Genomic DNA, 21382 nt, shown 5'->3' on the forward strand with positions numbered 1-21382 from the left:
GCGCATTGCTGGTCGACCATGACGGGGAACATAAACAACGGATTCGGGTTTATGTTCTCCGCACTAGCGGTTTTAATCCGTTTGAGAGGTTGCACGTTTGTTTGACCGCTATGAAGCCGGTGAGCAGGCCGTACTGGTTCATATCTATTTCTCGCAAGACAAAAACTCAGAAGATCTGCGTGAATTTGAAGCGCTGGTATCTTCTGCGGGTGTAGAAGCTTTGCAAATTGTGACGGGTAGTCGCAAAGCACCGCACCCTAAGTATTTTGTCGGTGAAGGAAAGGCCGAAGAAATTGCTGACGCGGTGAAAGCCAGTGGCGCGTCTGTTGTCTTGTTTGATCATGCCCTTTCTGCAGCGCAAGAGCGAAACCTTGAGCGTTTGTGTGAGTGTCGGGTCATTGATCGTACTGGGCTAATCTTAGATATTTTTGCCCAACGGGCCCGTACCCATGAAGGTAAATTACAGGTCGAATTAGCGCAATTACGCCATATTGCGACCCGTTTGGTACGTGGCTGGACGCATCTTGAGCGTCAAAAGGGGGGGATTGGCCTAAGAGGGCCAGGTGAAACCCAGTTGGAGACCGACCGCCGTTTGTTACGTGACCGTATCAGCTTGATTTTGAGCCGTTTGGAGCGGGTGGCAAAGCAGCGTGAGCAGGGGCGACGTGCGCGTACCCGTGCTGAAATTCCGACAGTATCTTTGGTGGGATATACCAACGCCGGTAAATCCAGCCTGTTTAACAAAATTACGGCAGCTAATGTTTATGCGGCTGACCAATTATTTGCCACGCTGGATCCTACTTTACGCCGTATTAATGTGGCGGATGTGGGTGATACAGTGTTGGCGGATACGGTAGGTTTTATCCGGCATTTGCCGCATGATTTGGTCGCTGCTTTTAAAGCGACATTACAAGAAACACGGCAAGCCTCATTACTGTTACACATTATTGATGCAGCAGACCCTCGGGTAACCGAGAATATGGCCGCAGTTGATTCTGTTTTGGCAGAAATCGAAGCGGATGAAATACCTACATTATTAGTAATGAATAAAATTGATTTGTTGGATGATTTTGTCCCGCGAATTGATCGCAACGAAGACAATCTGCCAGTCAGAGTTTGGCTTTCGGCCCAAACCGGCGCAGGGATCTCGTTGCTATTTCAAGCGTTGACGGAGCGTCTTTCAGGTGAGATCGCACACTTTGAATTACGTTTGCCACCTCAGGCAGGTCGTCTACGTAGCCGTTTTTACCAGCTTCAGGCAATTGAAAAAGAGTGGATAGACGAGGACGGAAACGTCGGTATGGTGGTCAGAATGCCTATCGTTGATTGGCGTCGTCTCTGTAAACAAGAGCAAGATTTGGTCAGTTATATTATTAATTAGTCGGTGTGGCTAATTAGTTGATTATTTGACCTTTTTTGTGAGATTAAGAGCCAGCTTCTTTGGCATGTGCTCTTGGCCTGAAGAAAACCAATCATAGAAGAATGGAGCTAAAACATGGCGTGGAATCAGCCCGGTAATAACGGACAGGACCGCGATCCGTGGGGGAGCAGCAATAATAATGGCGGCAACTCTGGCGGAAATAACAATAATAAAGGTGGTCGTGACCAAGGGCCGCCTGATCTGGATGATATCTTTCGAAAACTGAGCAAAAAACTGAGTAGCCTCGGTGGTAAAGGTGGCGGCAGCGGCAATGATAACAGTGGTACGACAAGAGGCCCTGGTTTCAGTGGCCGGATTGTGGGCATTGCTGTGGTTGCTGTGGTAGTTATCTGGGCGGCAAGTGGTTTCTATACAATTAAAGAAGCCGAGCGCGGTGTCGTTACTCGCTTGGGTAAATTAAGCCACATTGTGCAGCCTGGTTTGAACTGGAAACCGACCTTTATCGATGAAGTAACGCCAGTTAACGTTGAATCGGTACGTGAATTGGCAGCGTCCGGCGTGATGCTGACTTCTGATGAGAACGTAGTTCGCATCGAAATGAACGTGCAGTACCGTGTGACTGATCCGGCCGCTTATCTGTTTAGCGTGACTAACCCGGACGACAGCTTGCGTCAGGCAACTGACAGCGCAGTACGTGGTGTTATTGGTAAATACACCATGGACAAAATCCTCACCGAAGGCCGTACCATCGTTCGTAGCGATACTCAACGTGTACTGGAAGAAACTATTCGTCCATACAATATGGGTATAACGCTGCTGGACGTTAACTTCCAGGCGGCGCGTCCACCAGAAGAAGTTAAAGCGGCATTTGATGATGCGATTGCAGCCCGTGAAAACGAACAGCAGTATATTCGTGAAGCGGAAGCTTATACCAACGAAGTCCAACCACGGGCGAATGGTCAGGCGCAGCGTCTGTTAGAAGATGCGCGTGCTTATGCCGCACGTAAAGTGTTGGAAGCGCAGGGTGAAGTCGCAGGTTTTGCTAAGTTGTTGCCTGAGTATAAGGCAGCACCAGAAATTACCCGTGAGCGTCTATACATCGAAACGATGGAGAAGGTCCTCGGTCATACCCGCAAAGTACTAGCGAGTGATAAGGGTAATAGTCTGATGGTGTTACCACTGGACCAAATGCTGCGCGGCCAAGGTGCAGATAAGGCAGCGGATGGCAATAAAGACACAAGCCTGATTCGTCTGAATCCGCCTTCTTCTGCTAATAGCAGTCAAGAGTCTGGTGCAAGCAACGCCAATACCAGCTCAACCAGTGGCTCTATCATGGATCAGCGCCGGGCGAATGCTCAGCGTGATACTTCCACTCGCGTAGGGAGAGAATAACCAATGCGTAAGTCTTTTTTACTTATCGTCGTTGTGGTGTTAATCGCACTCTACGCTTCTCTGTTTGTGGTACAGGAAGGCCAGCGCGGCATCGTGCTACGCTTTGGCAAGGTATTACGTGATAGTGATAACAAGCCGCTGGTGTATGCACCGGGCTTGCACTTCAAAATACCGTTTATCGAAACAGTGAAAAGGCTGGATGCCCGTATTCAAACCATGGACAACCAGGCTGACCGTTTCGTTACCAACGAGAAGAAAGACCTGATTGTTGACTCCTATTTGAAATGGCGTATCAGCGATTTCAGTCGTTACTATCTGGCCACCGGTGGTGGTGATGTTTCTCAGGCCGAAGTGCTGCTGAAACGTAAGTTTAGTGACCGTTTGCGTTCTGAAATTGGTCGTTTGAACGTGCGTGACATCGTTACTGACTCACGTGGGCGTTTGACTTCAGATGTCCGTGATGCGCTGAACACCGGTAGTGTGGGTGATGAAGCTGTGACCACCGAAGCTGATGATGCAATTGCCTCTGCGGCAGCCCGTGTTGAGCAGGAAACCCGTGGCAAACAGCCTGCGGTTAACCCTAACAGTATGGCAGCGCTAGGGATTGAGGTCGTTGACGTGCGAATCAAGCAGATCAACTTACCGGCTGAAGTGTCTGATGCTATCTTCCAACGTATGCGTGCTGAGCGTGAAGCGGTAGCCCGTCGTCATCGTTCACAAGGTCAGGAAGAAGCAGAGAAGTTGCGTGCAACAGCTGACTATGAAGTAACACGTACACTGGCAGAAGCAGAACGTCAGGCGCGTATTACTCGTGGTGGCGGTGATGCAGAAGCAGCTCGTCTGTTTGCTGACGCATTCAGTAAAGACCCAGACTTTTATGCCTTCATTCGTAGCTTGCGTGCGTATGAAAACAGCTTTAACAGCGGCAATGATGTGATGGTTCTGAGCCCGGATAGCGATTTCTTCCGTTATATGAGGTCGCCGGATAACTCCAGCAAACGTCCATAACGGCTGTCGTTACAGCTCGTCTTGACCGTAACAATAAGGCCCGTTAACGCGGGCCTTTTCCATTTGAGACAAATAATGAATTCAACCATCTTGTTAGCATTGGGTCTGGTTTTGGTGCTCGAAGGGCTTGGCCCGATGCTGTACCCCAAAGCTTGGCGCAAAATGATTCAGGCGATGACCCAATTACCGGATGCCACTTTGCGCCGTTTTGGTGGCGGATTAGTGGTTGCTGGTGTGGTTATCTACTACATGTTGCGTAGCCGCATGGGTGGCTGAATGTAAGCACAAAAATTGTTCAGTTATGTGTTAAAAAGTACTGAAAGCAGCCGAATGAGATGTTAGAATCCTTTTTTAAGCAACCTGGTGATTTTTGAGATGGGTAAGAACGTCGTCGTACTGGGCACCCAATGGGGTGACGAAGGTAAGGGCAAGGTCGTTGACCTGCTGACTGAACGGGCTAATTATGTTGTGCGCTATCAAGGTGGTCACAACGCTGGCCATACTTTGGTTATCAACGGTGAGAAAACCGTTCTTCATTTAATTCCCTCAGGTATTCTGCGTGAAAACGTAACCAGCATCATCGGCAACGGTGTTGTATTGGCACCTGACGCTTTAATGAAAGAGATGACAGAGCTTGAAGCGCGCGGTGTGCCTGTACGTGAGCGACTGTTACTCTCCGAAGCATGCCCATTAATCCTGCCTTATCATGTGGCTTTGGATAATGCGCGTGAAAAAGCACGTGGTGAAAAAGCGATTGGTACTACCGGCCGTGGTATTGGTCCTGCTTATGAAGACAAAGTTGCCCGCCGTGGTCTGCGCGTCGGTGATTTGTTCAACAAAGAAACCTTCGCTATCAAACTGAAAGAAATTGTGGATTACCACAACTTCCAGTTAGTGCATTACTACAAAGCTGATGCAGTTGACTACCAAACAGTGCTGGATGAAGTATTAGCTATTGCTGATATTTTGACTGCCATGGTGGTTGATGTTTCTGACTTGCTGGACAGCGCCCGCAAGCGCGGTGATCTGATCATGTTCGAAGGCGCACAAGGCACCTTACTGGACATCGATCACGGTACTTATCCGTATGTAACTTCATCTAACACCACTGCTGGTGGCGTAGCCACCGGCTCTGGCTTGGGTCCACGTTATGTTGATTACGTCTTAGGTATCGTTAAAGCTTATTCCACCCGTGTAGGTGCAGGTCCATTCCCTACCGAGTTGAATGATGAAACTGGCGAATTCCTGCGTAAGCAAGGTAACGAATATGGCGCAACAACAGGCCGTAGCCGTCGTACCGGTTGGTTGGATATCGTTGCAGTGCGTCGCGCCGTGCAGATCAACTCCCTGTCTGGTTTCTGTATGACCAAACTGGACGTGTTAGATGGTCTGAAAGAAGTGAAGCTGTGTGTTGGCTACCGCATGCCAGATGGTCGCGAAGTTGATACTACCCCACTGGCTGCTGAAGGTTGGGAAGGTATCGAGCCAATTTACGAAACCATGCCAGGCTGGTCAGAAACCACCTTTGGTGTGAAAGAACATAGCAAGTTGCCACAGGCAGCCCTGAACTACATCAAACGAGTAGAAGAGCTGACCGGTGTTCCGGTTGATATTATCTCTACCGGTCCTGATCGTGAAGAAACCATGATCTTGCGCGACCCATTTGATGCATGATTCGTTTGATTTATGATTAAGTGGCTAACCGCCAAATAGTCAGAATTCAGACTTTAATAAACCGGGCTTAGGTCCGGTTTATTGTTTATACCCGTCATACTTCAAGCTGCATGTGCGTTGGCTACGTTCAATCACCCGAATCACTTACTCATGTAAGCTCATCGGGGTTAATGAGCCTCATCCTTGAGGTTCACCCTACGGGCTAGCATAAATGCTGTTCAAATCGGTTCCCGACCGATTTGTCTGTCTCTTGCCGCCTTCCTGCAACTCGAATTATTTAGGGTATATACCCTAAATACATTGTTAACTGCAAAGTCAGCTATTTTGGGTATAATGAGATGCAGAAGTGACCTCGGATATGCCGTTTTATACCAAAAGCGCCACCCTTCACCTAAATGATTAGCCGCAAGCTTTATGGCTGGTTTATCATTCAAAGAATATATCCGTCATACTTCAAGTTGCATGTGCGTTTGGCTGCCTTCATTCACCCTAATCACTTACTGATGTAAGCTCTTGGGGATTCGCTTAGTTGCCGCCTTCCTGTAACTCGAGTTATGTAGGATATGAGTTTTCTGAATCACACTTGGAATCGCACTTATAACCTATCCAAAAAGTGTTATTTCCGATGGGGTTAAGCCGGGTAAATTGATACTCAGGGGTATACGTGCAGTTAACAAGTTTTACTGATTATGGTTTGCGGGCGCTTACTTATATGGCCTCGCTACCGGAAGGCCAAATGACCAGCATTTCTCAGGTAACTGAGGTATATGGTGTGTCTCGCAATCATATGGTTAAAATAATCAATCAGTTGAGCCGTGTCGGTCTGGTGACCGCTGTGCGGGGCAAAAATGGTGGTATACGGTTGGGTAAACCGGCTAACCAAATTCTAATTGGTGATGTTGTGCGCCAACTGGAGCCACTGTCTCTGGTGAATTGCAGTAGTGATTTTTGCCACATAACACCCGCTTGTCGCCTGAAACAAGTGCTTAATCAGGCGGTACAGAGTTTCCTTAACGAGCTGGATAACTATACTTTGGCTGACATGGTTAAAGATAATTCCCCGCTCTACAAACTGTTACTTGTTGAGTAGATTTTTGCTTAATCAAAGATATATATACCCAAAGAACTTGGAGTTGCAGGTAGGCAGCCAGTAAACGAATCCCGATGAGCTTACACTGGTAAGTGATTCGGGTGAGAGCGCGCAGCTAACACCCCTGCGGCTTCAAGTACGCAGGGTATAAGACCTGCTGCTGACAACGGAGGAACCGCAATGTCACAAGATCCATTCTTGGAACGAGAAGCAGAAAAATATGAGTCACCGATCCCTAGTCGGGAATTCATTTTGGCTCATCTCGCGAAGCGCGAAACACCTGCCAGCCGTGAAGAGCTGGCCAATGAACTTAATTTAACCGGCGAAGAGCCTTTAGAGGCACTGCGTCGCCGCCTGCGCGCTATGGAGCGCGATGGGCAATTGGTCTTCACCCGTCGTCAGTGCTACGCCTTGCCTGAGCGTCTCGACTTACTGCGTGGGACTGTTATTGGTCACCGTGATGGTTTCGGCTTTTTACGCGTTGAAGGCAGTAAAGACGACCTGTATCTCTCCGCAGAACAGATGAAAACCGCCATTCATGGTGATGTGGTATTGGCCCAAGCAGTTGGCGCAGACCGCAAAGGCCGCCGTGAAGCACGTATCGTGCGTGTATTAGTACCGAAAACCAGCCAGATTGTTGGTCGTTACTTTACTGATGCCGGCACCGGTTTTGTGGTGCCAGATGATGGTCGATTGAGTTTTGACATTCTGATCCCGCCAGAGGCAATCAACGGTGCGCGGATGGGTTATATGGTGGTGGTCGAGTTGACTCAGCGCCCGACCCGCCGGACTAAAGCGGTAGGTAAGATTGTTGAAGTGCTCGGCGAAAATATGGGTACCAGCATGGCGGTGGATATCGCACTGCGTACCCATGAGATCCCCCATACCTGGCCGCCACAAGTTGAAAAACAAGTTGTGGATCTGAAAGAACAAGTACCGGAAGAGGCGAAGAAAGGGCGGGTGGATTTACGCAACCTGCCATTGGTCACTATTGATGGTGAAGATGCCCGCGACTTCGATGATGCTGTTTACTGCGAGAAGAAACGCGGTGGTGGCTGGCGCTTGTGGGTGGCAATTGCTGATGTCAGCTATTATGTGCGCCCACGCACCGCGCTGGATGATGAAGCTCGCAGCCGTGGTAACTCGGTTTACTTCCCGTCGCAAGTGGTTCCGATGCTGCCGGAAGTGCTCTCAAACGGCCTTTGCTCCCTGAATCCGCAGGTAGACCGCCTGTGCATGGTGTGTGAGATGACCATCTCCTCACAGGGTAAGCTGTCGTCGTATAAGTTCTACGAAGCAGTGATGAGCTCCCACGCACGTCTGACCTACACCAAAGTGTGGCGGATTATTGATGGTGAAGAGACACTGCGTGAGCAATATAAGCCGCTAGTGCCGCATCTGTTAGAACTGCATACCATGTATAAAGCGCTGGATCAGGCCCGTGCTGAGCGTGGTGGTATCGCGTTCGAAACCGAAGAAGCCAAGTTTATCTTCAACGCTGAACGGCGCATTGAACGTATTGAATCGACGGTGCGCAATGACGCGCATAAGTTGATTGAAGAGTGCATGATTTTGGCGAATATTGCAGCCGCTCGTTTTGTCGAAAAACACAACGAACCTGCATTGTTCCGTGTACATGACCGCCCAAGTGATGACCATATCTCCGCACTGCGTAGCGTGCTGAATGAGCTAGGCCTGACCTTAGGTGGCGGCTTGAAGCCCGAGCCGAAAGATTACGCTGTACTGATGGATGAAGTTGCCGATCGCCCGGACCATGAAATGCTGCAAACCATGTTGCTGCGCTCAATGAAACAGGCAATTTACGATCCAGAAAACCGGGGTCACTTTGGCCTGGCATTGGCCTCTTATGGCCATTTCACCTCACCAATCCGCCGTTATCCTGACTTGGCGATGCACCGCGCTATCAAGTACCAGCTCGCCAAAGAGCAAGGCAATCAGAAAGAGCGCTGGACACCAACCGGTGGCTGGCACAGTGAATACGAAGATATGCTGCAATTGGGCGAACACTGCTCAATGACTGAACGCCGCGCTGATGAAGCTACCCGTAACGTAGCGGACTGGCTGAAGTGTGATTTTATGCAGGATCAGGTTGGTAAAGTCTTCACCGGGATCATTGCCAGTGTTACCGGCTTTGGTTTCTTCGTGCGTTTGGATGATCTGTTTATTGATGGTTTGGTGCATGTTTCCAGCCTGGATAATGATTATTACCGTTACGACAACATCGGCCAACGTCTGATCGGCGAATCCTCAGGTCAGGTTTACCGCTTGGGTGATACCGTAGAAATTCGGGTTGAGGCGGTACATATGGATGAGCGCAAAATTGACTTTGCTCTGGTCTCCAGTACCCGTAAGCCGCGCGGTGAGGGTAAAACAGCCCGTGATAAGGCGAAGAAAGCTGATGGGCAGCGCACGATGCGTGATACCTCAACCGGTCGTGGTGGGCGTGGTAGTTCATCTGGTGCTCCGCGCCGTGATGGCGCGCCAGCCGGTGGTGGGCAGCAACGGCCTCGTCGGGCAAAAAAACCAGTGAACTTCGAGCCGGATAGTGCATTCCGCCCAGCAGATGCCGCCGCTAAACTAGACGATAAAGCACTGGCTGAGAAAAAAGCCAAAGCGAAAGCAAAACGAGCGTCCGCTAAAACCAAAAAAATTGCCGCCGCCACCAAGGCCAAGCGTGCGAAGAAGAAAACCAGCAGCGACCAGTAATGGCCTGCTGATTGTCGGGCGGCCCCGGTCGCCCGCATTCGTTTACTTATTAATACTTAATCATTTATAAAAGAGCATCATGAGCGAAATTATTTACGGTATTCACGCCGTCAAAGCCCTGCTAGACAATGATCCGCAACGTTTCCTGGAAGTTTTTATTCTGAAGGGTCGTGACGATCGCCGTCTGCAACCTTTGGTCGCGGAACTGGAAGCTGCCGGTTTAGTGATTCAGGTGGCTAGCCGCCAATGGCTGGACTCTCAGGTTGAAGGGGGTGTCCATCAGGGGATCGTAGCGCGAGTGCGTGAAGGGCGTCAGTATCAGGAAAATGACTTACCTGCCCTGCTGGAAAGTGTGGATATGCCGTTCTTGCTGGTGCTGGATGGCGTAACTGACCCGCATAATCTCGGGGCATGTTTGCGTAGCGCCGATGCCGCCGGTGTCCATGCGGTTATTGTGCCACGCGATCGCTCGGCGCAGCTTAATGCTATTGCCAAGAAAGTGGCCAGTGGTGCCGCTGAGAATGTGCCATTGATTAAAGTGACTAATCTGGCGCGTACCCTGCGGTTACTGCAAGAACACAATGTCTGGATTGTTGGCACTGCCGGTGAAGCAGACCACACCTTGTATCAGAGCAAAATGACTGGCCCGATGGCGCTGGTGATGGGGGCTGAAGGTGAAGGCATGCGCCGTTTGACCCGTGAGCATTGCGATGAACTGATCAGTATTCCAATGGCGGGTACGGTTTCTTCGCTAAACGTCTCGGTTGCCACTGGGGTTTGCTTATTTGAAGTTGTGCGCCAGCGAGCATTGAAAGCGTAATATCTCTTTTGCTATTGAGTTCAGAAAGCCAGCATTTACGGATGCTGGCTTTTTTATAGGAATTTTAATTAAATCATCAGTGATATATAGGGCTTTCATCCCCGTTTGTGATGAGCCTGCCAGCAAAAATTCGCGCCTGCACCATACTTAACCCTGATTTATGAATGCCGATGGTACAGTTATATCCAAAGTAACTGAAGTTGCAGGTAGGCGGCAAGTGAACGAGTCCCGATGAGCGCACGACGGTGAGTGATTCGGGTGAGTAAGCGTAGCTAACACCCCTGCGGCTTCAGGTACGAAGGATAGAATACCGAAATGGAGGAAGGTATGGAGTGGCAGACTCACTTGGTTTTCAATCAGCCGGAGCCATTGTCGAACAGTAATTTATTTTTGTCTGACATGGCGTTGCGGGAAGCCGTGATGCGTGAACACGCTGGTTGGGATGGAGAGACTCTCTCTTTGATCGGGCTACAATTGGGATCACAGGAGTCTCTTGAACTTGGGCGGCTGGCAAACACCAATCCTCCTGAGTTATTGCGCTACGATGCTGCCGGGCAGCGGTTGAACCAAGTGCGATTTCATCCCGCGTGGTATATGTTAATGCAAGAGCTGGTCAATCATCGCCTGCATAATCTACCGTGGCAGGAAGATGCTCGAATCGGTTCTTTTGCCGCCCGTGCGGCGCGTTTTATCCTGCATGCGCAGGTGGAAGCGGGCACGCTCTGCCCAATAACCATGACCTTTGGTGCTATCCCACTACTACAGCAAACACTCCCACCACTATTTCAAAACTGGCTATCGCCACTACTTTCTGATCGCTTTGATCCCCATCAGTCCATTGGTAGCCAGAAACGGGGCTTGTTGATAGGAATGGGCATGACAGAAAAACAGGGTGGTTCCGATGTACTCAGTAATACTACCCGGGCTGAGCCGCTGGAGGGGCGGGGCAATGGTGAGGCTTATCGTCTGGTGGGGCACAAGTGGTTTTTCTCGGTACCACAAAGTGATGCACACCTAGTGTTGGCGCAGACCGATGGCGGGCTATCCTGCTTCTTTCTGCCTAAAATATTGCCGGATGGCAGCTATAACGCCATTCGATTAGAACGGCTGAAAGATAAACTTGGCAACCGCTCCAATGCCAGCAGTGAAGTTGAGTTTGATAATGCGACTGCTTGGTTATTGGGGGATGAGGGCGACGGTGTGCGCCAAATTTTAAAAATGGGGGGCTATACCCGTTTTGATTGTGCGCTGGGTAGCCATGGTCTGATGCGGCGTGCCTTTTCCGTCGCGCTGTATCATGCGTGGCAGCGGCAGGCCTTTGGTAAGCCACTGGTAGACCAACCGTTGATGCGACAAGTGCTGAGCCGCATGGCATTGCGTCTGGAGGGGCATACAGCACTGCTGATGCGCTTAGCTAGCGCCTGGGAAAAGTCAGATGAGGCTCATGAGAAGATATTTAGCCGTCTACTCACTCCTGCGGCTAAATATCGGGTATGTGGGCAAGGCAGTGGGTTTGTTGCCGAGGCGATGGAGGTGCTGGGTGGGATTGGCTATTGTGAGCAGAGTGAACTGCCACGGCTCTATCGTGAAATGCCGGTAAACAGTATTTGGGAAGGTTCCGGCAATATTATGTGCCTTGATGTGTTGCGCACATTTCGCAAACTACCGGCAGCCCTTGAGATGCTACAGCAGGAGTTCTATCCGGTTCGCGGGCAGAATCGATTGTTTGATCGTGCGTGGCGGCAATTACAGCAGCGGCTGAAAAACCCCAAAGAGGAACAAGGGCGGGCATTAACTCAGCAACTGTTCGATCTGTGTTGTGCTTCTCAGCTACTGCGTTTTGCCTCACCACCACTGGCCGATGCCTGGTGCCGCATGACCTTGGATCACCGTGATCAATATATGCTGCCGGAAGCGGTTTGCGCGCGACTGCTCAGTCGCGGCAGCGGCTTTCAATAGGGGAATCAGCAGTCAGCAGCAATGAGTTACTTATACAGCAGTGCGTTGGCATACCAGGTGCCGGGATAAATGCTGTCGGACAACATAATAATCAAATAGTAGGGCGCGCCACTGGCATTAGCCCTACGTTGAATTTCGGCTTCTATATCCATCGGGCTACCAAATACCTGTGCTGAGACGGTGCCTACTTTTTGCAAATTAAGGCTCTGGGCGCGGGTAATTTCTTGTGCATAAGGCTGGATTGCAGGAGGGGGGGCTGGTGTCGTATGCAAAACACTACAACCCGAAAGCCCGAGCGCCAGCAGCAAAACCCCCATCACACGTTTTATCTTCATTTATTGCCTCTTTATCAACGGCGCGGTTACCGTAAAACCCCAAGGTGAAGCGTAATATCTTGGAAGAAATTGATTTAAGACTTTATATCCTCATTTTGGCACACTGCCTTGTTCCTTGGGTATATTACGCTGGTTTTTCCTGTTTACGCGCCGCTGCATCAATAAAGGATTTTTGCCATGATTGAGATATCGCTGGAAAATATTAATGGTATTGAGGTGATTCATGCTACCCCTGCGGGTAAACGCCAGCAGCCGCTACCGACCATTTTTTTCTATCATGGCTACACCTCATCGAAAGAGGTCTATTCCTACTTCGCCTATGCCTTCGCACAAGCCGGTTTTCGCACCATCTTGCCAGATGCGGATATGCACGGTGCGCGGTTTAACGGTGATGAATCACAGCGCTTATCCTATTTCTGGGAGATCCTGAAATCAAACATTGATGAGTTGCCTGCGATTAAACAACATTATCAACAAGCAGGATTGATTGACGGTGATCGCATTGGCGTGGCGGGTGCATCAATGGGCGGTATGACCACATTGGGGGCGTTTGCTCGCTATCCATGGGTGAAAGTGGCCGCAGACTTTATGGGGTCAGGTGATTTTACCTCACTGGCCCGCTCGTTGTTTCCGCCATTGAAAGCGGGGCAGTCGGTCAACGCTGCTGAATTTGAGCGCCGTTTAGCGCCGTTGGCGGATTATGAACTGAACCATCAGTTAGAAAAGATTGCAGAGCGGCCCTTATTGGTCTGGCATGGCGAGGCTGATGAAGTGGTGCCAGCAGCAGAAAGTACGCGATTGGTACAGGCGTTAAGGGCAAGCGGGCGCGCTAATCAGCTAACCTATATTACCGAGGCCGGTATTGGCCACAAAATTACCCCAAGTGCATTAAAGGCTGGAGTCACATTCTTCAGCAGCCACTTATAAAAAAGCCCCCAAAGGTCTGGGGGCAAGGGCATATCAAAGGGCTTTTTTGGTTGTTGGTCGTCGTATTCACCGGTGTTGTATCTATACTGCTGCGTCTAACGGTAAATCTCAGCATTGACCCGAATTGAGCTGTTGCTACCCGGCTCATGCATCTGAGTAATGTGGTATGCCGTAGCGCCGCGCTCATCAGCCATTTTGCTAATTTGTGCCACGGCGTCATCCGGTGACACCACATTATGGTTAAGAGAGATCTCGCCGATACTGACACGCTGCTGCTGCATCGCTTCCTGGCGGCTGATTTCTGTGGCGGCAAACGTGTTGGCGGATAAGAGCAAACTGACTGTGGCTGCGATGATGAGTGTATGTCTCATAGGTGACTCCAATATTTTATACCCGTCATACTTCAAGTAGCAGGCGCGTTGGCTGCCTTCGTTCACCCCAGTCACTTACTGGTGTAAGCTCCTGAGGATTTGCTCAGTTGCCGCCTTCCTGCAACTCGAATTATTTAGAGTATGTTTATATACTTTGAATAACTTTCCATTAACGCTACCGCTTAATATGCGGTGGATGTAAATAATTCTAGTCGCTTTTGTTAATTTAAAAATACGTAGTAATTGATTCACTTGGTCAAAAAAAATGAATGATATTTTCACTGAGCCAATGATTTTATTGAAAGATTTAATAGACTAATGGATCTACATCCATTGGTTATTTAATGAACAAAAAATGCCTTTTTAGCGAAGTAAGGGCCAGAACAAGAATAAATCCCCGTCAGTCCTTGAGTTTCAAACCGCCCGCAAGTATAGTTACGCGTCATTTTTCAGCCGCACACAAACACGTTCCTTGCCTCCATGGGCCGCGGTTGACCCTATCAGGAGGCTGAATAATCCGTAAGGAGCAATAATCGATGCGTCATTACGAAATCGTTTTTATGGTCCATCCTGACCAAAGCGAACAGGTTCCGGGCATGATCGAGCGCTATAGTGCAACTATCACTAATGCTGCTGGTACCATTCACCGTCTGGAAGACTGGGGCCGCCGTCAACTGGCTTACCCGATCAATAAACTGCATAAAGCTCACTACGTTCTGCTGAACGTTGAAGCCCCGCAGGAAGCGATCGATGAGCTGGAAACAAACTTCCGCTTCAACGACGCCGTTATCCGTAGCATGGTTATGCGCGTTAAACACGCGGTAACTGAAGCATCACCAATGGTTAAAGCGAAAGACGAACGCCGTGAGCGTCACGACTTCGCATCAGAAGCCAATGATGATTCTGAAGCTGGGGATTCTGAAGAGTAATTGCCGTGGTGACCACTAATCGTCTGGTACTTTCTGGCACAGTGTGCAAGACGCCGGTTCGAAAAGTAAGTCCTTCTGGTATTCCGCATTGTCAATTTGTGCTTGAGCACCGATCAACACAGCAGGAAGCCGGATTTAGCCGACAAACATGGTGCAGAATGCCGGTTATTGTCAGCGGACAAAAGTCACAAGCATTAACTCACAGTATAACGGTCGGCAGTCAGTTAACCGTTGAAGGCTTCATTAGCTGCCATCAAGGTCGCAATGGGCTGAACAAATTGGTTCTGCATGCCGAGCAGATTGAATTTATAGATTCTGGAGACTAGCCAAATGGCACGTTATTTCCGTCGTCGCAAGTTCTGCCGTTTTACCGCGGAAGGCGTTGTAGAGATTGATTATAAAGATATCGCTACGCTGAAAAACTATATCACTGAAAGTGGTAAAATTGTCCCGAGCCGTATTACCGGTACTCGCGCAAAATACCAGCGTCAGCTCGCCCGTTGTATCAAGCGCGCACGCTACCTGTCTTTGTTGCCGTACACTGATCGTCATCAGTAATCGGCCACTGTCCATTAACGACTTTGAGAGGATAAGGTAATGCAAGTTATTCTGCTTGATAAAGTAGCAAACCTGGGCAGCCTGGGTGACCAAGTGAACGTTAAAGCGGGCTATGCTCGTAACTTCCTGGTTCCACAAGGTAAAGCTGTTCCGGCAACGAAGAAAAACGTAGAGTTCTTTGAAGCACGCCGTGCAGAATTGGAAGCCAAATTGGCTGGCGTTCTGGCTGCTGCTGAAGCTCGCGCAACCAAAATTAACGAACTGGGCAGTGTCACCATCGCGTCTAAATCTGGCGATGAAGGCAAACTGTTCGGCTCTATCGGTACTCGTGATATCGCTGACGCAGTAACTGCGGCTGGCGTTGAAGTTACCAAGAGCGAAGTTCGTTTGCCGAATGGCGTTCTGCGTACCACAGGTGATCATGAAGTTCACTTCCAGGTACACAGCGACGTGTTCGCTAAACTGAACGTGATCGTGGTTGCAGAAGCGTAAGTTACGCTGCTGTTAACCTGCTAAAACGCCAGCCTCGTGCTGGCGTTTTGCTATCTGGTGGTTGATGAAAATAGTCATCTGCATGTTTGGCTCAACACTAAAAGCTTAACCCGCCGCTAAAATTTCAAACTTGCACTCTTCGGCGGCAACACCTGAACACTGGTAAATTTCTAGAAAAGGATTTTGTTGGTACACCCAGAGTGGTTGCCCATTGACCGATACTGGCCAAGTTTTATTACCGTAGAACATATCTATCTGCCTACCTTGCGCCTGCAAGTTATAGGTACACTTTTGAAACTCACCCTGTCCAACGATATTGTTTTTATCACTATCAATGATGATCAGCGCTTCACTAAAATTTTTAACTGAACTGTTTGGTGGAAGGGTACCTTGTAATATGCCAACCCATTCTTCATTACCTGCCGCAGGTGCACTGTAAACTCCACCAATCTGTTTAATTGTATCCACTGGCGGGCAATGCAACTGAGCTAAGGTACCAAACGAGGTGAATAGCATTAAAAAAGGTAATTTGTATTTCATATCATAGTCACTCCCTTTATTTCTCCCCGCTATCTTTCAGGCTGCTGGTGTGTTGGCGATAGTCATGACTCTTGGGGACGCTCATCGGGTTCTATGCGCTTGTCGCCTGGCTGCATCTTGAAATCTATTGGGTATATGAATGTGGTTATCAATGGTGGATGGCGTTAACCATCCAGAAAACAACCTAATTCGGAAGAGACGACGTGACAATATCAAAGAAGGTAACGGGCAGGACAAAAGTGGCTATGGATAACGGCGATTAACGGTCGCGACGATAACTGCCATCGCTCTGCCGGGTAAACAGCACTTCTGTATTATTGGTGGTTTCAATGGCCAGTGCGGCAACTACACCTTGAGCGTCCAACATAATTTTGATTTCTTGCCCAGCTTTCAGATTACTCAATGGCTTATCGCTACCCTCAACCTGTGCCATCGCAAAAACTTCATTGACCGGCAGGTTATTATCACGGAATAACTGTGCCAGTGTTTTCCCTGATTGAATTTGATAACTTTGCCAATTTCCCTGCGTCAAAGTCGGTGGTTCGGGTTCGGGAGACGCCACCGTTGGAGGTGGCGGAGCATCAAGATTGCCCTGTAATTGGGCTTGTAGTGGCGCGCTGCTGGACGGCGCGCTCACTGGGAAGGAAAGGTTGGTGTTATCCCGCGATGCGGGCCACAGCAGTGCCAGCAGCAATACAGCGGTGGCGACAATAACCCAGCGGCGATGGAACAGAGGCAAAGGTTCCATCCATTCGAAACTGTCCGGCAAATGCCAGATTTTCAGCAGCAGACCTTTGATCCCTTTTTCTGCTGTGGCGGTTGCCACGGATTCAGGGGGCACATTAACGTTTGCAGAAACGCTATCTTCGGTAGTAACAACGTTCTCCGCAGAGGCTGTGTGCTCAGGCGCACTGATTTCAGACATCAGGTTTTGCTCATCGGCAGCTTTAGAATCCGGCATGATCTTCTGCCTAATCGTCAGCCAGGTGTGCAGCAGTGGTTGATAAACCCGATTATTCTTCCTTCTCCTGGGCGCGATTCTGCCCATGGTAACCTCTCTTCAACAACGTAAAACAACATAAAATTAAATATGGGCGGTAACCCCATAGGCTTCTAAGTATATACCTTTATCCCCGTTACCTTCCAAACTACGGTTTGTTGGGTGCTTTTAATTACCCGAATCACTGGCTTGAGCCATTCAACGGGGTCCACGCGCGGGGTGTCATTGTTTCTTTTTCTTCGACAAAAGTCATCATTCACGACGCAAGATTTTACCGCGCTCCCCTGCTGCTGTTATGCTGGCAGCTTCAATATGATGAGTGACTAAAGGAAAATCCATGACGACCCCTTCTTTTGATAGCGTTGAAGCGCAAGCGAGCTACGGAATTGGTTTACAAATCGGGCAGCAATTGCAAGAGTCCGGGCTGGAAGGTTTATTGCCAGAAGCACTGTTGGCAGGTTTGCGTGACGCGATGGAAGGGAATGCACCGACCGTCCCGGTTGATGTAATACATCGCGCACTACAAGAAGTGCACGAAAAGGCTGATAAAGTGCGTGTTGATCGCCAGAGTGCGTTGGTAGAAGAAGGCAAAACCTTCTTAGAAGAAAATGCCAAGCGTGATGATGTGACCACCACTGAGTCTGGCTTACAGTTCTCCGTGTTACAGGCTGGCGAAGGCCCGATCCCATCCCGCCAGGACCGTGTTCGTGTGCACTATACGGGCCGTCTGGTTGACGGTACGGTATTTGATAGCTCAGTTGAACGTGGCCAGCCAGCAGAATTCCCGGTCAGTGGTGTTATTCCTGGTTGGATTGAAGCCTTATCCATGATGCCAGTAGGTTCTAAGTGGAAGTTGTACATCCCGCACGGCCTGGCTTATGGCGAGCGTGGCGCGGGTGCGACTATTCCACCTTTCAGCGCATTGATGTTTGAAGTGGAACTGCTGGAAATTCTGTAATTTCTGCATGCGGTGAAACCAGAAAGGGCGGCGTGATGTCGCCCTTTTGCATTTATTGATGCCGGCCATGACCAATAGCGAGATTATTCGCCTTTTAGCGCGCGCGGGAACAGCAAATTGTTTTCCAGATGAATATGTTCCATTAGATCAGTTATGAATTCATTGATACCGGTGTAGAGTGCCCGCCAGGTATTGCAGGCTCCTTCTGGTGGGGTGACATTTTGTGTTAACTGTTTTACCACTTCTAGCTGCTGCCCAACTGCATCGTGTTCCGCTTCCATCACAAATATTGGCCCACCAGCCTGAGACCCCATACCACGGGTTATCATTGGGAACAGAATTTGTTCCTCTTTGTACATATGCTGGGTTAGCTCTTCTAAAATTGCAGTAAGTTCAACCGCCAGTCCACGCGGACAGGCTGGTTTCTCGCCGTGTACCCGTTCAACTTTTTCCGCCATCAGAATTAATTCCGGTAACTGCTCACGATGGCGGTTATGGTAGCGGCTGATAATAAAATCGATGATATTAGCCAGCGACTGCTGTTGCCAATCTTCAGATGACTGAGGCTCGGATTGCAAGGCACTCAGTTGTGCTTCCAGCTCATCGATATCCAGGTTCAGCTTATTGGCTGCGCGTAGCAGTGTCTGTTTACCACCACAGCAGAAATCGAGCTGGTGGTGACGGAATAATTTTGTGGCTCGTGGAATAGCGATAGCCAGGGCACCGAGAGACTGATTGCGGTAATCCATAATGACACCTCATTGAATAGTTAAACGTCTATAACATGCATAATAAATACATGTTATAGATTGCGATATAACCACAAAGAGGTACTTGTGAAAAGTAACAGCGCGTTGAAGCGCTGTTATCCGAGATTATTTGTTCTGTAAGTCGATTTGATAAACGGCAAAGCCAATTTCATCAGTACCTTGTGCTTTCATCGGGTACTGCGCTTTTTGTTTGATAAATTCAGCGGCTTTAGCACTTGGTGACGTTTCAAAGCGGATATCCAGTGGCTGCTTACTGTCGATCGTTGCCAGACGCCAGTTATTATCAGCCTGTGGGGTAACTTGCCCGTGTTTCTTGGTTTCAGCACTGATATAAGCCGACAGTACCGCCCGGTTTTCATCAGGAGAAGCAAATGCAATATGGCTGTCACCCGTACCGGCAAATTTACCGCTATAAGCCCGATAGTTGTTGGTCGCAATCAGGAATGTGGCTTTCGGATCGATAGGTTTGCCATTAAATGTCAGGTTTTTAATCCGTTCGGCTTTATCGTTGATCAGTGCGCATTCACCGTCATAGCGCGCAGGTTGGCTGACATCGATTTCATATTTCACGCCATCGATAACATCAAAATTATAAGTACGGAAACCATCCCAGTTAATCAACGATTGTGGCTTGCTGCTGGTCACATCAATTTGATTGAATTGCGCGGCAGAGCACTCTAACCATTGCTTAACTTCCGCCCCACTGGCTTTCACTACCACCAGAGTGTTCGGATACAGATAGAGATCGGCGGCATTACGGAAGGTCAGTTCACCTTTTTCCACTTCAACAAAACTGGCGGGATCATTTTTACGCCCGCCGGCTTTGAAGGGGGCGGCGGCAGAGAGTACCGGCAGATTGGCTAAATCGGGGTCGCCTTGAATAAAGTGTTCGGTATAGGCGCGTTGAGCATTGTTCACAATCTGCACTGTCGGGTCATCTTGGATGAGTGCCAGATAGCTGTACATATTATCTGATGCTTTGCCGATCGGTTGACTGACGAAGTCACGAGTACCCTGATGGTCTGCTGCGAGCACTTTCACCAGACTGGCATCTTCGATTGCCAGCGATTTTTGTGCTGTTTTATCGTAGATCGGGCGCGCTTCAGCTTTGGCTCCAGTAACTTGCCATGGGCCTTTATCATTATTCAGGACGAAATCAACCACCCCCAGGTGATCACCCCACTGGCCCGGCATCACAGCCGGAATACCATTTAAGGTGCCTTGAGCGATATCAGCACCTTTGATGGCGGCAAAATCTTTACTAGGGAAAACGGCATGGGCGTGGCCGAACATGATGGCATCAATCCCCGGCACCTGGCTGAGGTAGTAAACTGAGTTTTCCGCCATGGTTTTATAAGGGTCACTGGAAAGCCCAGAGTGCGGGATAGCCACCACCAAATCAGCACCTTGCTTGCGCATTTCCGGTACCCATTTTTTGGCTGTTTCGGTGATGTCGTTAACGGTCACTTTTCCGCTCAGGTTCGCTTTATCCCATATCATCACTTGTGGCGGGACAAAACCAATATAACCAATGCGCAAGTTATGGGTTTTACCTTCACGATCTTGCACTGGTGTGTCGACAATCAGGTAAGGCTGGAACAGCGGCTTACCGGTTTTCACATCAATCACGTTGGCATTCACATAGGGGAATTTTGCGCCAGCCAGCGATTTTTTCAGATAATCCAGACCGTAGTTAAACTCATGGTTACCGATATTCCCCACCGCATAATCCAGCGTATTCATTGCTTTGTAGACTGGGTGAATTTCTCCGGCTTTCAATCCCTTGGCTGCCATATAGTCACCAAGCGGGCTACCTTGGATCAGGTCACCGTTATCCACCAGTACGCTGTTGGTCGCTTGTTGGCGGGCAGCACTGATCAGGCTTGCAGTGCGCACCAGACCAAACTTTTCGGTAGGTTTATCTTTGTAGTAATCAAAATCCATCATATTGCTGTGCAGGTCGGTGGTTTCCAATACCCGCAAATCAACGGTAGCAGCAGTTGCTACAGACATTGAAGTCGCGACAGCAATCAGGCTGGCAAGAAGAGATAACGTCAGCGGACGCGTGATCATGGCTTTCTCCATTAAAATCTATTCGACATGTATCGCAAAAGAATATGTAACTTTATTTAATTGCTACAACAAAGTGTGAAGTTTGGCAGAAAACGCCCTAGGATAACGCGCAGAAGTTCACAGTTGTGGCAGGTTAATCCCACTGATTTTATTGGAAGTTACCGACATTGATGGCTATTTGGTAGGAATCTTATTAGTCTGCAACTCTGATGATTGAGGGCATATCCCCGTTATCTTGTAACTTGCAGGTCTGCTGGTGGCACTTGTTGCCTTCATCTGGAAATCTATTGGGCTTAGATAATTAATTTTTACGTTTGCGTTCTAAACTGTATATATGGCGAACGAGTAGCGCGAGCCACTATTGGTCTAAACAATCAC

Annotated in this window: 21 protein-coding genes; 15 read left to right on the plus strand and 6 right to left on the minus strand. The window is 49.2% G+C overall.

All coding sequences use genetic code 11. The features are described from left to right. The first annotated feature begins 97 nt into the window (after positions 1–97). The 9 genes from hflX (at position 98) to Q2T72_RS02300 (ending at position 12051) form a co-directional block, all read left to right on the plus strand. Positions 98–1381, plus strand: a complete 1284-nt coding sequence (gene hflX / locus Q2T72_RS02260) for a ribosome rescue GTPase HflX (RefSeq protein ID WP_372568573.1) — start codon at positions 98–100, stop codon at positions 1379–1381. Between the two features lie 114 nt (positions 1382–1495). Beyond that, complete coding sequence (gene hflK, locus Q2T72_RS02265) at positions 1496–2773, plus strand: FtsH protease activity modulator HflK (RefSeq protein ID WP_372568574.1); 1278 nt, start codon at positions 1496–1498, stop codon at positions 2771–2773. A gap of 3 nt (positions 2774–2776) precedes the next feature. After that, on the plus strand, positions 2777–3781 hold the full coding sequence (gene hflC / locus Q2T72_RS02270; protein WP_083160971.1) for a protease modulator HflC: 1005 nt from the start codon (positions 2777–2779) through the stop codon (positions 3779–3781). Between the two features lie 75 nt (positions 3782–3856). Continuing rightward, complete coding sequence (locus Q2T72_RS02275; protein ID WP_005193214.1) at positions 3857–4057, plus strand: DUF2065 family protein; 201 nt, start codon at positions 3857–3859, stop codon at positions 4055–4057. Positions 4058–4156: 99 nt separating this feature from the next. After that, positions 4157–5455 (plus strand): adenylosuccinate synthase, encoded by a 1299-nt coding sequence (locus tag Q2T72_RS02280; RefSeq protein ID WP_083160969.1) that lies wholly within the window; start codon positions 4157–4159, stop codon positions 5453–5455. Positions 5456–6119: 664 nt separating this feature from the next. Beyond that, on the plus strand, positions 6120–6545 hold the full coding sequence (gene nsrR / locus Q2T72_RS02285; protein WP_083160967.1) for a nitric oxide-sensing transcriptional repressor NsrR: 426 nt from the start codon (positions 6120–6122) through the stop codon (positions 6543–6545). 180 nt (positions 6546–6725) lie between these two features. Further along, positions 6726–9272, plus strand: coding sequence for a ribonuclease R (gene rnr / locus Q2T72_RS02290; RefSeq protein WP_372568575.1), 2547 nt, complete (start codon positions 6726–6728; stop codon positions 9270–9272). A 79-nt stretch (positions 9273–9351) separates the two neighbouring features. After that, positions 9352–10092 (plus strand): 23S rRNA (guanosine(2251)-2'-O)-methyltransferase RlmB, encoded by a 741-nt coding sequence (rlmB, locus tag Q2T72_RS02295; RefSeq protein WP_005193288.1) that lies wholly within the window; start codon positions 9352–9354, stop codon positions 10090–10092. A gap of 315 nt (positions 10093–10407) precedes the next feature. Next, entirely contained in the window at positions 10408–12051 is a 1644-nt protein-coding gene (locus tag Q2T72_RS02300; protein WP_372568576.1) for an isovaleryl-CoA dehydrogenase, read from the plus strand. Between the two features lie 26 nt (positions 12052–12077). Here the strand turns inward: Q2T72_RS02300 and bsmA are convergent, their stop codons facing one another. Beyond that, entirely contained in the window at positions 12078–12386 is a 309-nt protein-coding gene (bsmA, locus tag Q2T72_RS02305) for a biofilm peroxide resistance protein BsmA (protein ID WP_083160961.1), read from the minus strand. A 177-nt stretch (positions 12387–12563) separates the two neighbouring features. On the opposite strand from bsmA, the gene yjfP reads away from it, so the two are divergent. Then, positions 12564–13313, plus strand: coding sequence for an esterase (gene yjfP, locus Q2T72_RS02310; RefSeq protein WP_372568577.1), 750 nt, complete (start codon positions 12564–12566; stop codon positions 13311–13313). 95 nt (positions 13314–13408) lie between these two features. Here the strand turns inward: yjfP and Q2T72_RS02315 are convergent, their stop codons facing one another. After that, positions 13409–13684 carry a DUF1471 domain-containing protein gene (locus Q2T72_RS02315; RefSeq protein WP_083160957.1) on the minus strand — a complete coding sequence of 92 codons (276 nt, stop codon included), beginning with the start codon at positions 13682–13684 and terminating at the stop codon, positions 13409–13411. A 536-nt stretch (positions 13685–14220) separates the two neighbouring features. Here Q2T72_RS02315 and rpsF point away from each other — a divergent pair. Genes rpsF through rplI form a run of 4 tightly spaced genes read left to right on the plus strand, consistent with a single transcriptional unit; the run spans position 14221 to position 15663 of the window. Then, positions 14221–14613 (plus strand): 30S ribosomal protein S6, encoded by a 393-nt coding sequence (gene rpsF / locus Q2T72_RS02320; RefSeq protein ID WP_002210153.1) that lies wholly within the window; start codon positions 14221–14223, stop codon positions 14611–14613. A 5-nt stretch (positions 14614–14618) separates the two neighbouring features. Beyond that, positions 14619–14939: a primosomal replication protein N gene (gene priB / locus Q2T72_RS02325; RefSeq protein WP_049613473.1), complete on the plus strand. Its 321-nt coding sequence runs from the start codon at positions 14619–14621 to the stop codon at positions 14937–14939. A 4-nt stretch (positions 14940–14943) separates the two neighbouring features. Beyond that, entirely contained in the window at positions 14944–15171 is a 228-nt protein-coding gene (gene rpsR / locus Q2T72_RS02330) for a 30S ribosomal protein S18 (protein WP_002210155.1), read from the plus strand. A 39-nt stretch (positions 15172–15210) separates the two neighbouring features. Beyond that, positions 15211–15663, plus strand: coding sequence for a 50S ribosomal protein L9 (gene rplI / locus Q2T72_RS02335; RefSeq protein WP_005186343.1), 453 nt, complete (start codon positions 15211–15213; stop codon positions 15661–15663). Between the two features lie 105 nt (positions 15664–15768). Here the strand turns inward: rplI and Q2T72_RS02340 are convergent, their stop codons facing one another. Both Q2T72_RS02340 and Q2T72_RS02345 read right to left on the minus strand, forming a co-directional pair. Then, positions 15769–16203: a DUF3757 domain-containing protein gene (locus tag Q2T72_RS02340; protein WP_083160955.1), complete on the minus strand. Its 435-nt coding sequence runs from the start codon at positions 16201–16203 to the stop codon at positions 15769–15771. 259 nt (positions 16204–16462) lie between these two features. After that, positions 16463–17251 (minus strand): LysM-like peptidoglycan-binding domain-containing protein, encoded by a 789-nt coding sequence (locus Q2T72_RS02345; protein ID WP_372568578.1) that lies wholly within the window; start codon positions 17249–17251, stop codon positions 16463–16465. Positions 17252–17540: 289 nt separating this feature from the next. Between Q2T72_RS02345 and Q2T72_RS02350 the strand changes: the two genes are divergently transcribed. Beyond that, entirely contained in the window at positions 17541–18161 is a 621-nt protein-coding gene (locus tag Q2T72_RS02350; protein WP_083160951.1) for a peptidylprolyl isomerase, read from the plus strand. 83 nt (positions 18162–18244) lie between these two features. On the opposite strand, the gene ytfE is transcribed toward Q2T72_RS02350, so the two are convergent. Both ytfE and Q2T72_RS02360 read right to left on the minus strand, forming a co-directional pair. Continuing rightward, positions 18245–18910 carry an iron-sulfur cluster repair protein YtfE gene (gene ytfE / locus Q2T72_RS02355; protein ID WP_083160949.1) on the minus strand — a complete coding sequence of 222 codons (666 nt, stop codon included), beginning with the start codon at positions 18908–18910 and terminating at the stop codon, positions 18245–18247. 126 nt (positions 18911–19036) lie between these two features. Beyond that, positions 19037–21016, minus strand: a complete 1980-nt coding sequence (locus Q2T72_RS02360; protein WP_372568579.1) for a bifunctional 2',3'-cyclic-nucleotide 2'-phosphodiesterase/3'-nucleotidase — start codon at positions 21014–21016, stop codon at positions 19037–19039. Positions 21017–21382: the final 366 nt, after the last annotated feature.

It is taken from the genome of Yersinia sp. 2466 StPb PI, from assembly GCF_041538325.1.
GTDB lineage: Bacteria > Pseudomonadota > Gammaproteobacteria > Enterobacterales > Enterobacteriaceae > Yersinia > Yersinia enterocolitica_E.

Coding starts and splice junctions, on each gene's coding strand:
- Q2T72_RS02345 (WP_372568578.1), bottom strand. CDS start 17,251: ATGGGCAGAATCGCGCCCAGGAGAAGGAAGAATAATCGGGTTTATCAA.
- bsmA (WP_083160961.1), bottom strand. CDS start 12,386: ATGAAGATAAAACGTGTGATGGGGGTTTTGCTGCTGGCGCTCGGGCTT.
- rpsF (WP_002210153.1), top strand. CDS start 14,221: ATGCGTCATTACGAAATCGTTTTTATGGTCCATCCTGACCAAAGCGAA.
- Q2T72_RS02280 (WP_083160969.1), top strand. CDS start 4,157: ATGGGTAAGAACGTCGTCGTACTGGGCACCCAATGGGGTGACGAAGGT.
- Q2T72_RS02315 (WP_083160957.1), bottom strand. CDS start 13,684: ATGAGACATACACTCATCATCGCAGCCACAGTCAGTTTGCTCTTATCC.
- rlmB (WP_005193288.1), top strand. CDS start 9,352: ATGAGCGAAATTATTTACGGTATTCACGCCGTCAAAGCCCTGCTAGAC.
- Q2T72_RS02360 (WP_372568579.1), bottom strand. CDS start 21,016: ATGGAGAAAGCCATGATCACGCGTCCGCTGACGTTATCTCTTCTTGCC.
- Q2T72_RS02275 (WP_005193214.1), top strand. CDS start 3,857: ATGAATTCAACCATCTTGTTAGCATTGGGTCTGGTTTTGGTGCTCGAA.
- rpsR (WP_002210155.1), top strand. CDS start 14,944: ATGGCACGTTATTTCCGTCGTCGCAAGTTCTGCCGTTTTACCGCGGAA.
- Q2T72_RS02350 (WP_083160951.1), top strand. CDS start 17,541: ATGACGACCCCTTCTTTTGATAGCGTTGAAGCGCAAGCGAGCTACGGA.
- hflK (WP_372568574.1), top strand. CDS start 1,496: ATGGCGTGGAATCAGCCCGGTAATAACGGACAGGACCGCGATCCGTGG.
- yjfP (WP_372568577.1), top strand. CDS start 12,564: ATGATTGAGATATCGCTGGAAAATATTAATGGTATTGAGGTGATTCAT.
- rnr (WP_372568575.1), top strand. CDS start 6,726: ATGTCACAAGATCCATTCTTGGAACGAGAAGCAGAAAAATATGAGTCA.
- Q2T72_RS02340 (WP_083160955.1), bottom strand. CDS start 16,203: ATGAAATACAAATTACCTTTTTTAATGCTATTCACCTCGTTTGGTACC.
- ytfE (WP_083160949.1), bottom strand. CDS start 18,910: ATGGATTACCGCAATCAGTCTCTCGGTGCCCTGGCTATCGCTATTCCA.
- rplI (WP_005186343.1), top strand. CDS start 15,211: ATGCAAGTTATTCTGCTTGATAAAGTAGCAAACCTGGGCAGCCTGGGT.
- hflC (WP_083160971.1), top strand. CDS start 2,777: ATGCGTAAGTCTTTTTTACTTATCGTCGTTGTGGTGTTAATCGCACTC.
- Q2T72_RS02300 (WP_372568576.1), top strand. CDS start 10,408: ATGGAGGAAGGTATGGAGTGGCAGACTCACTTGGTTTTCAATCAGCCG.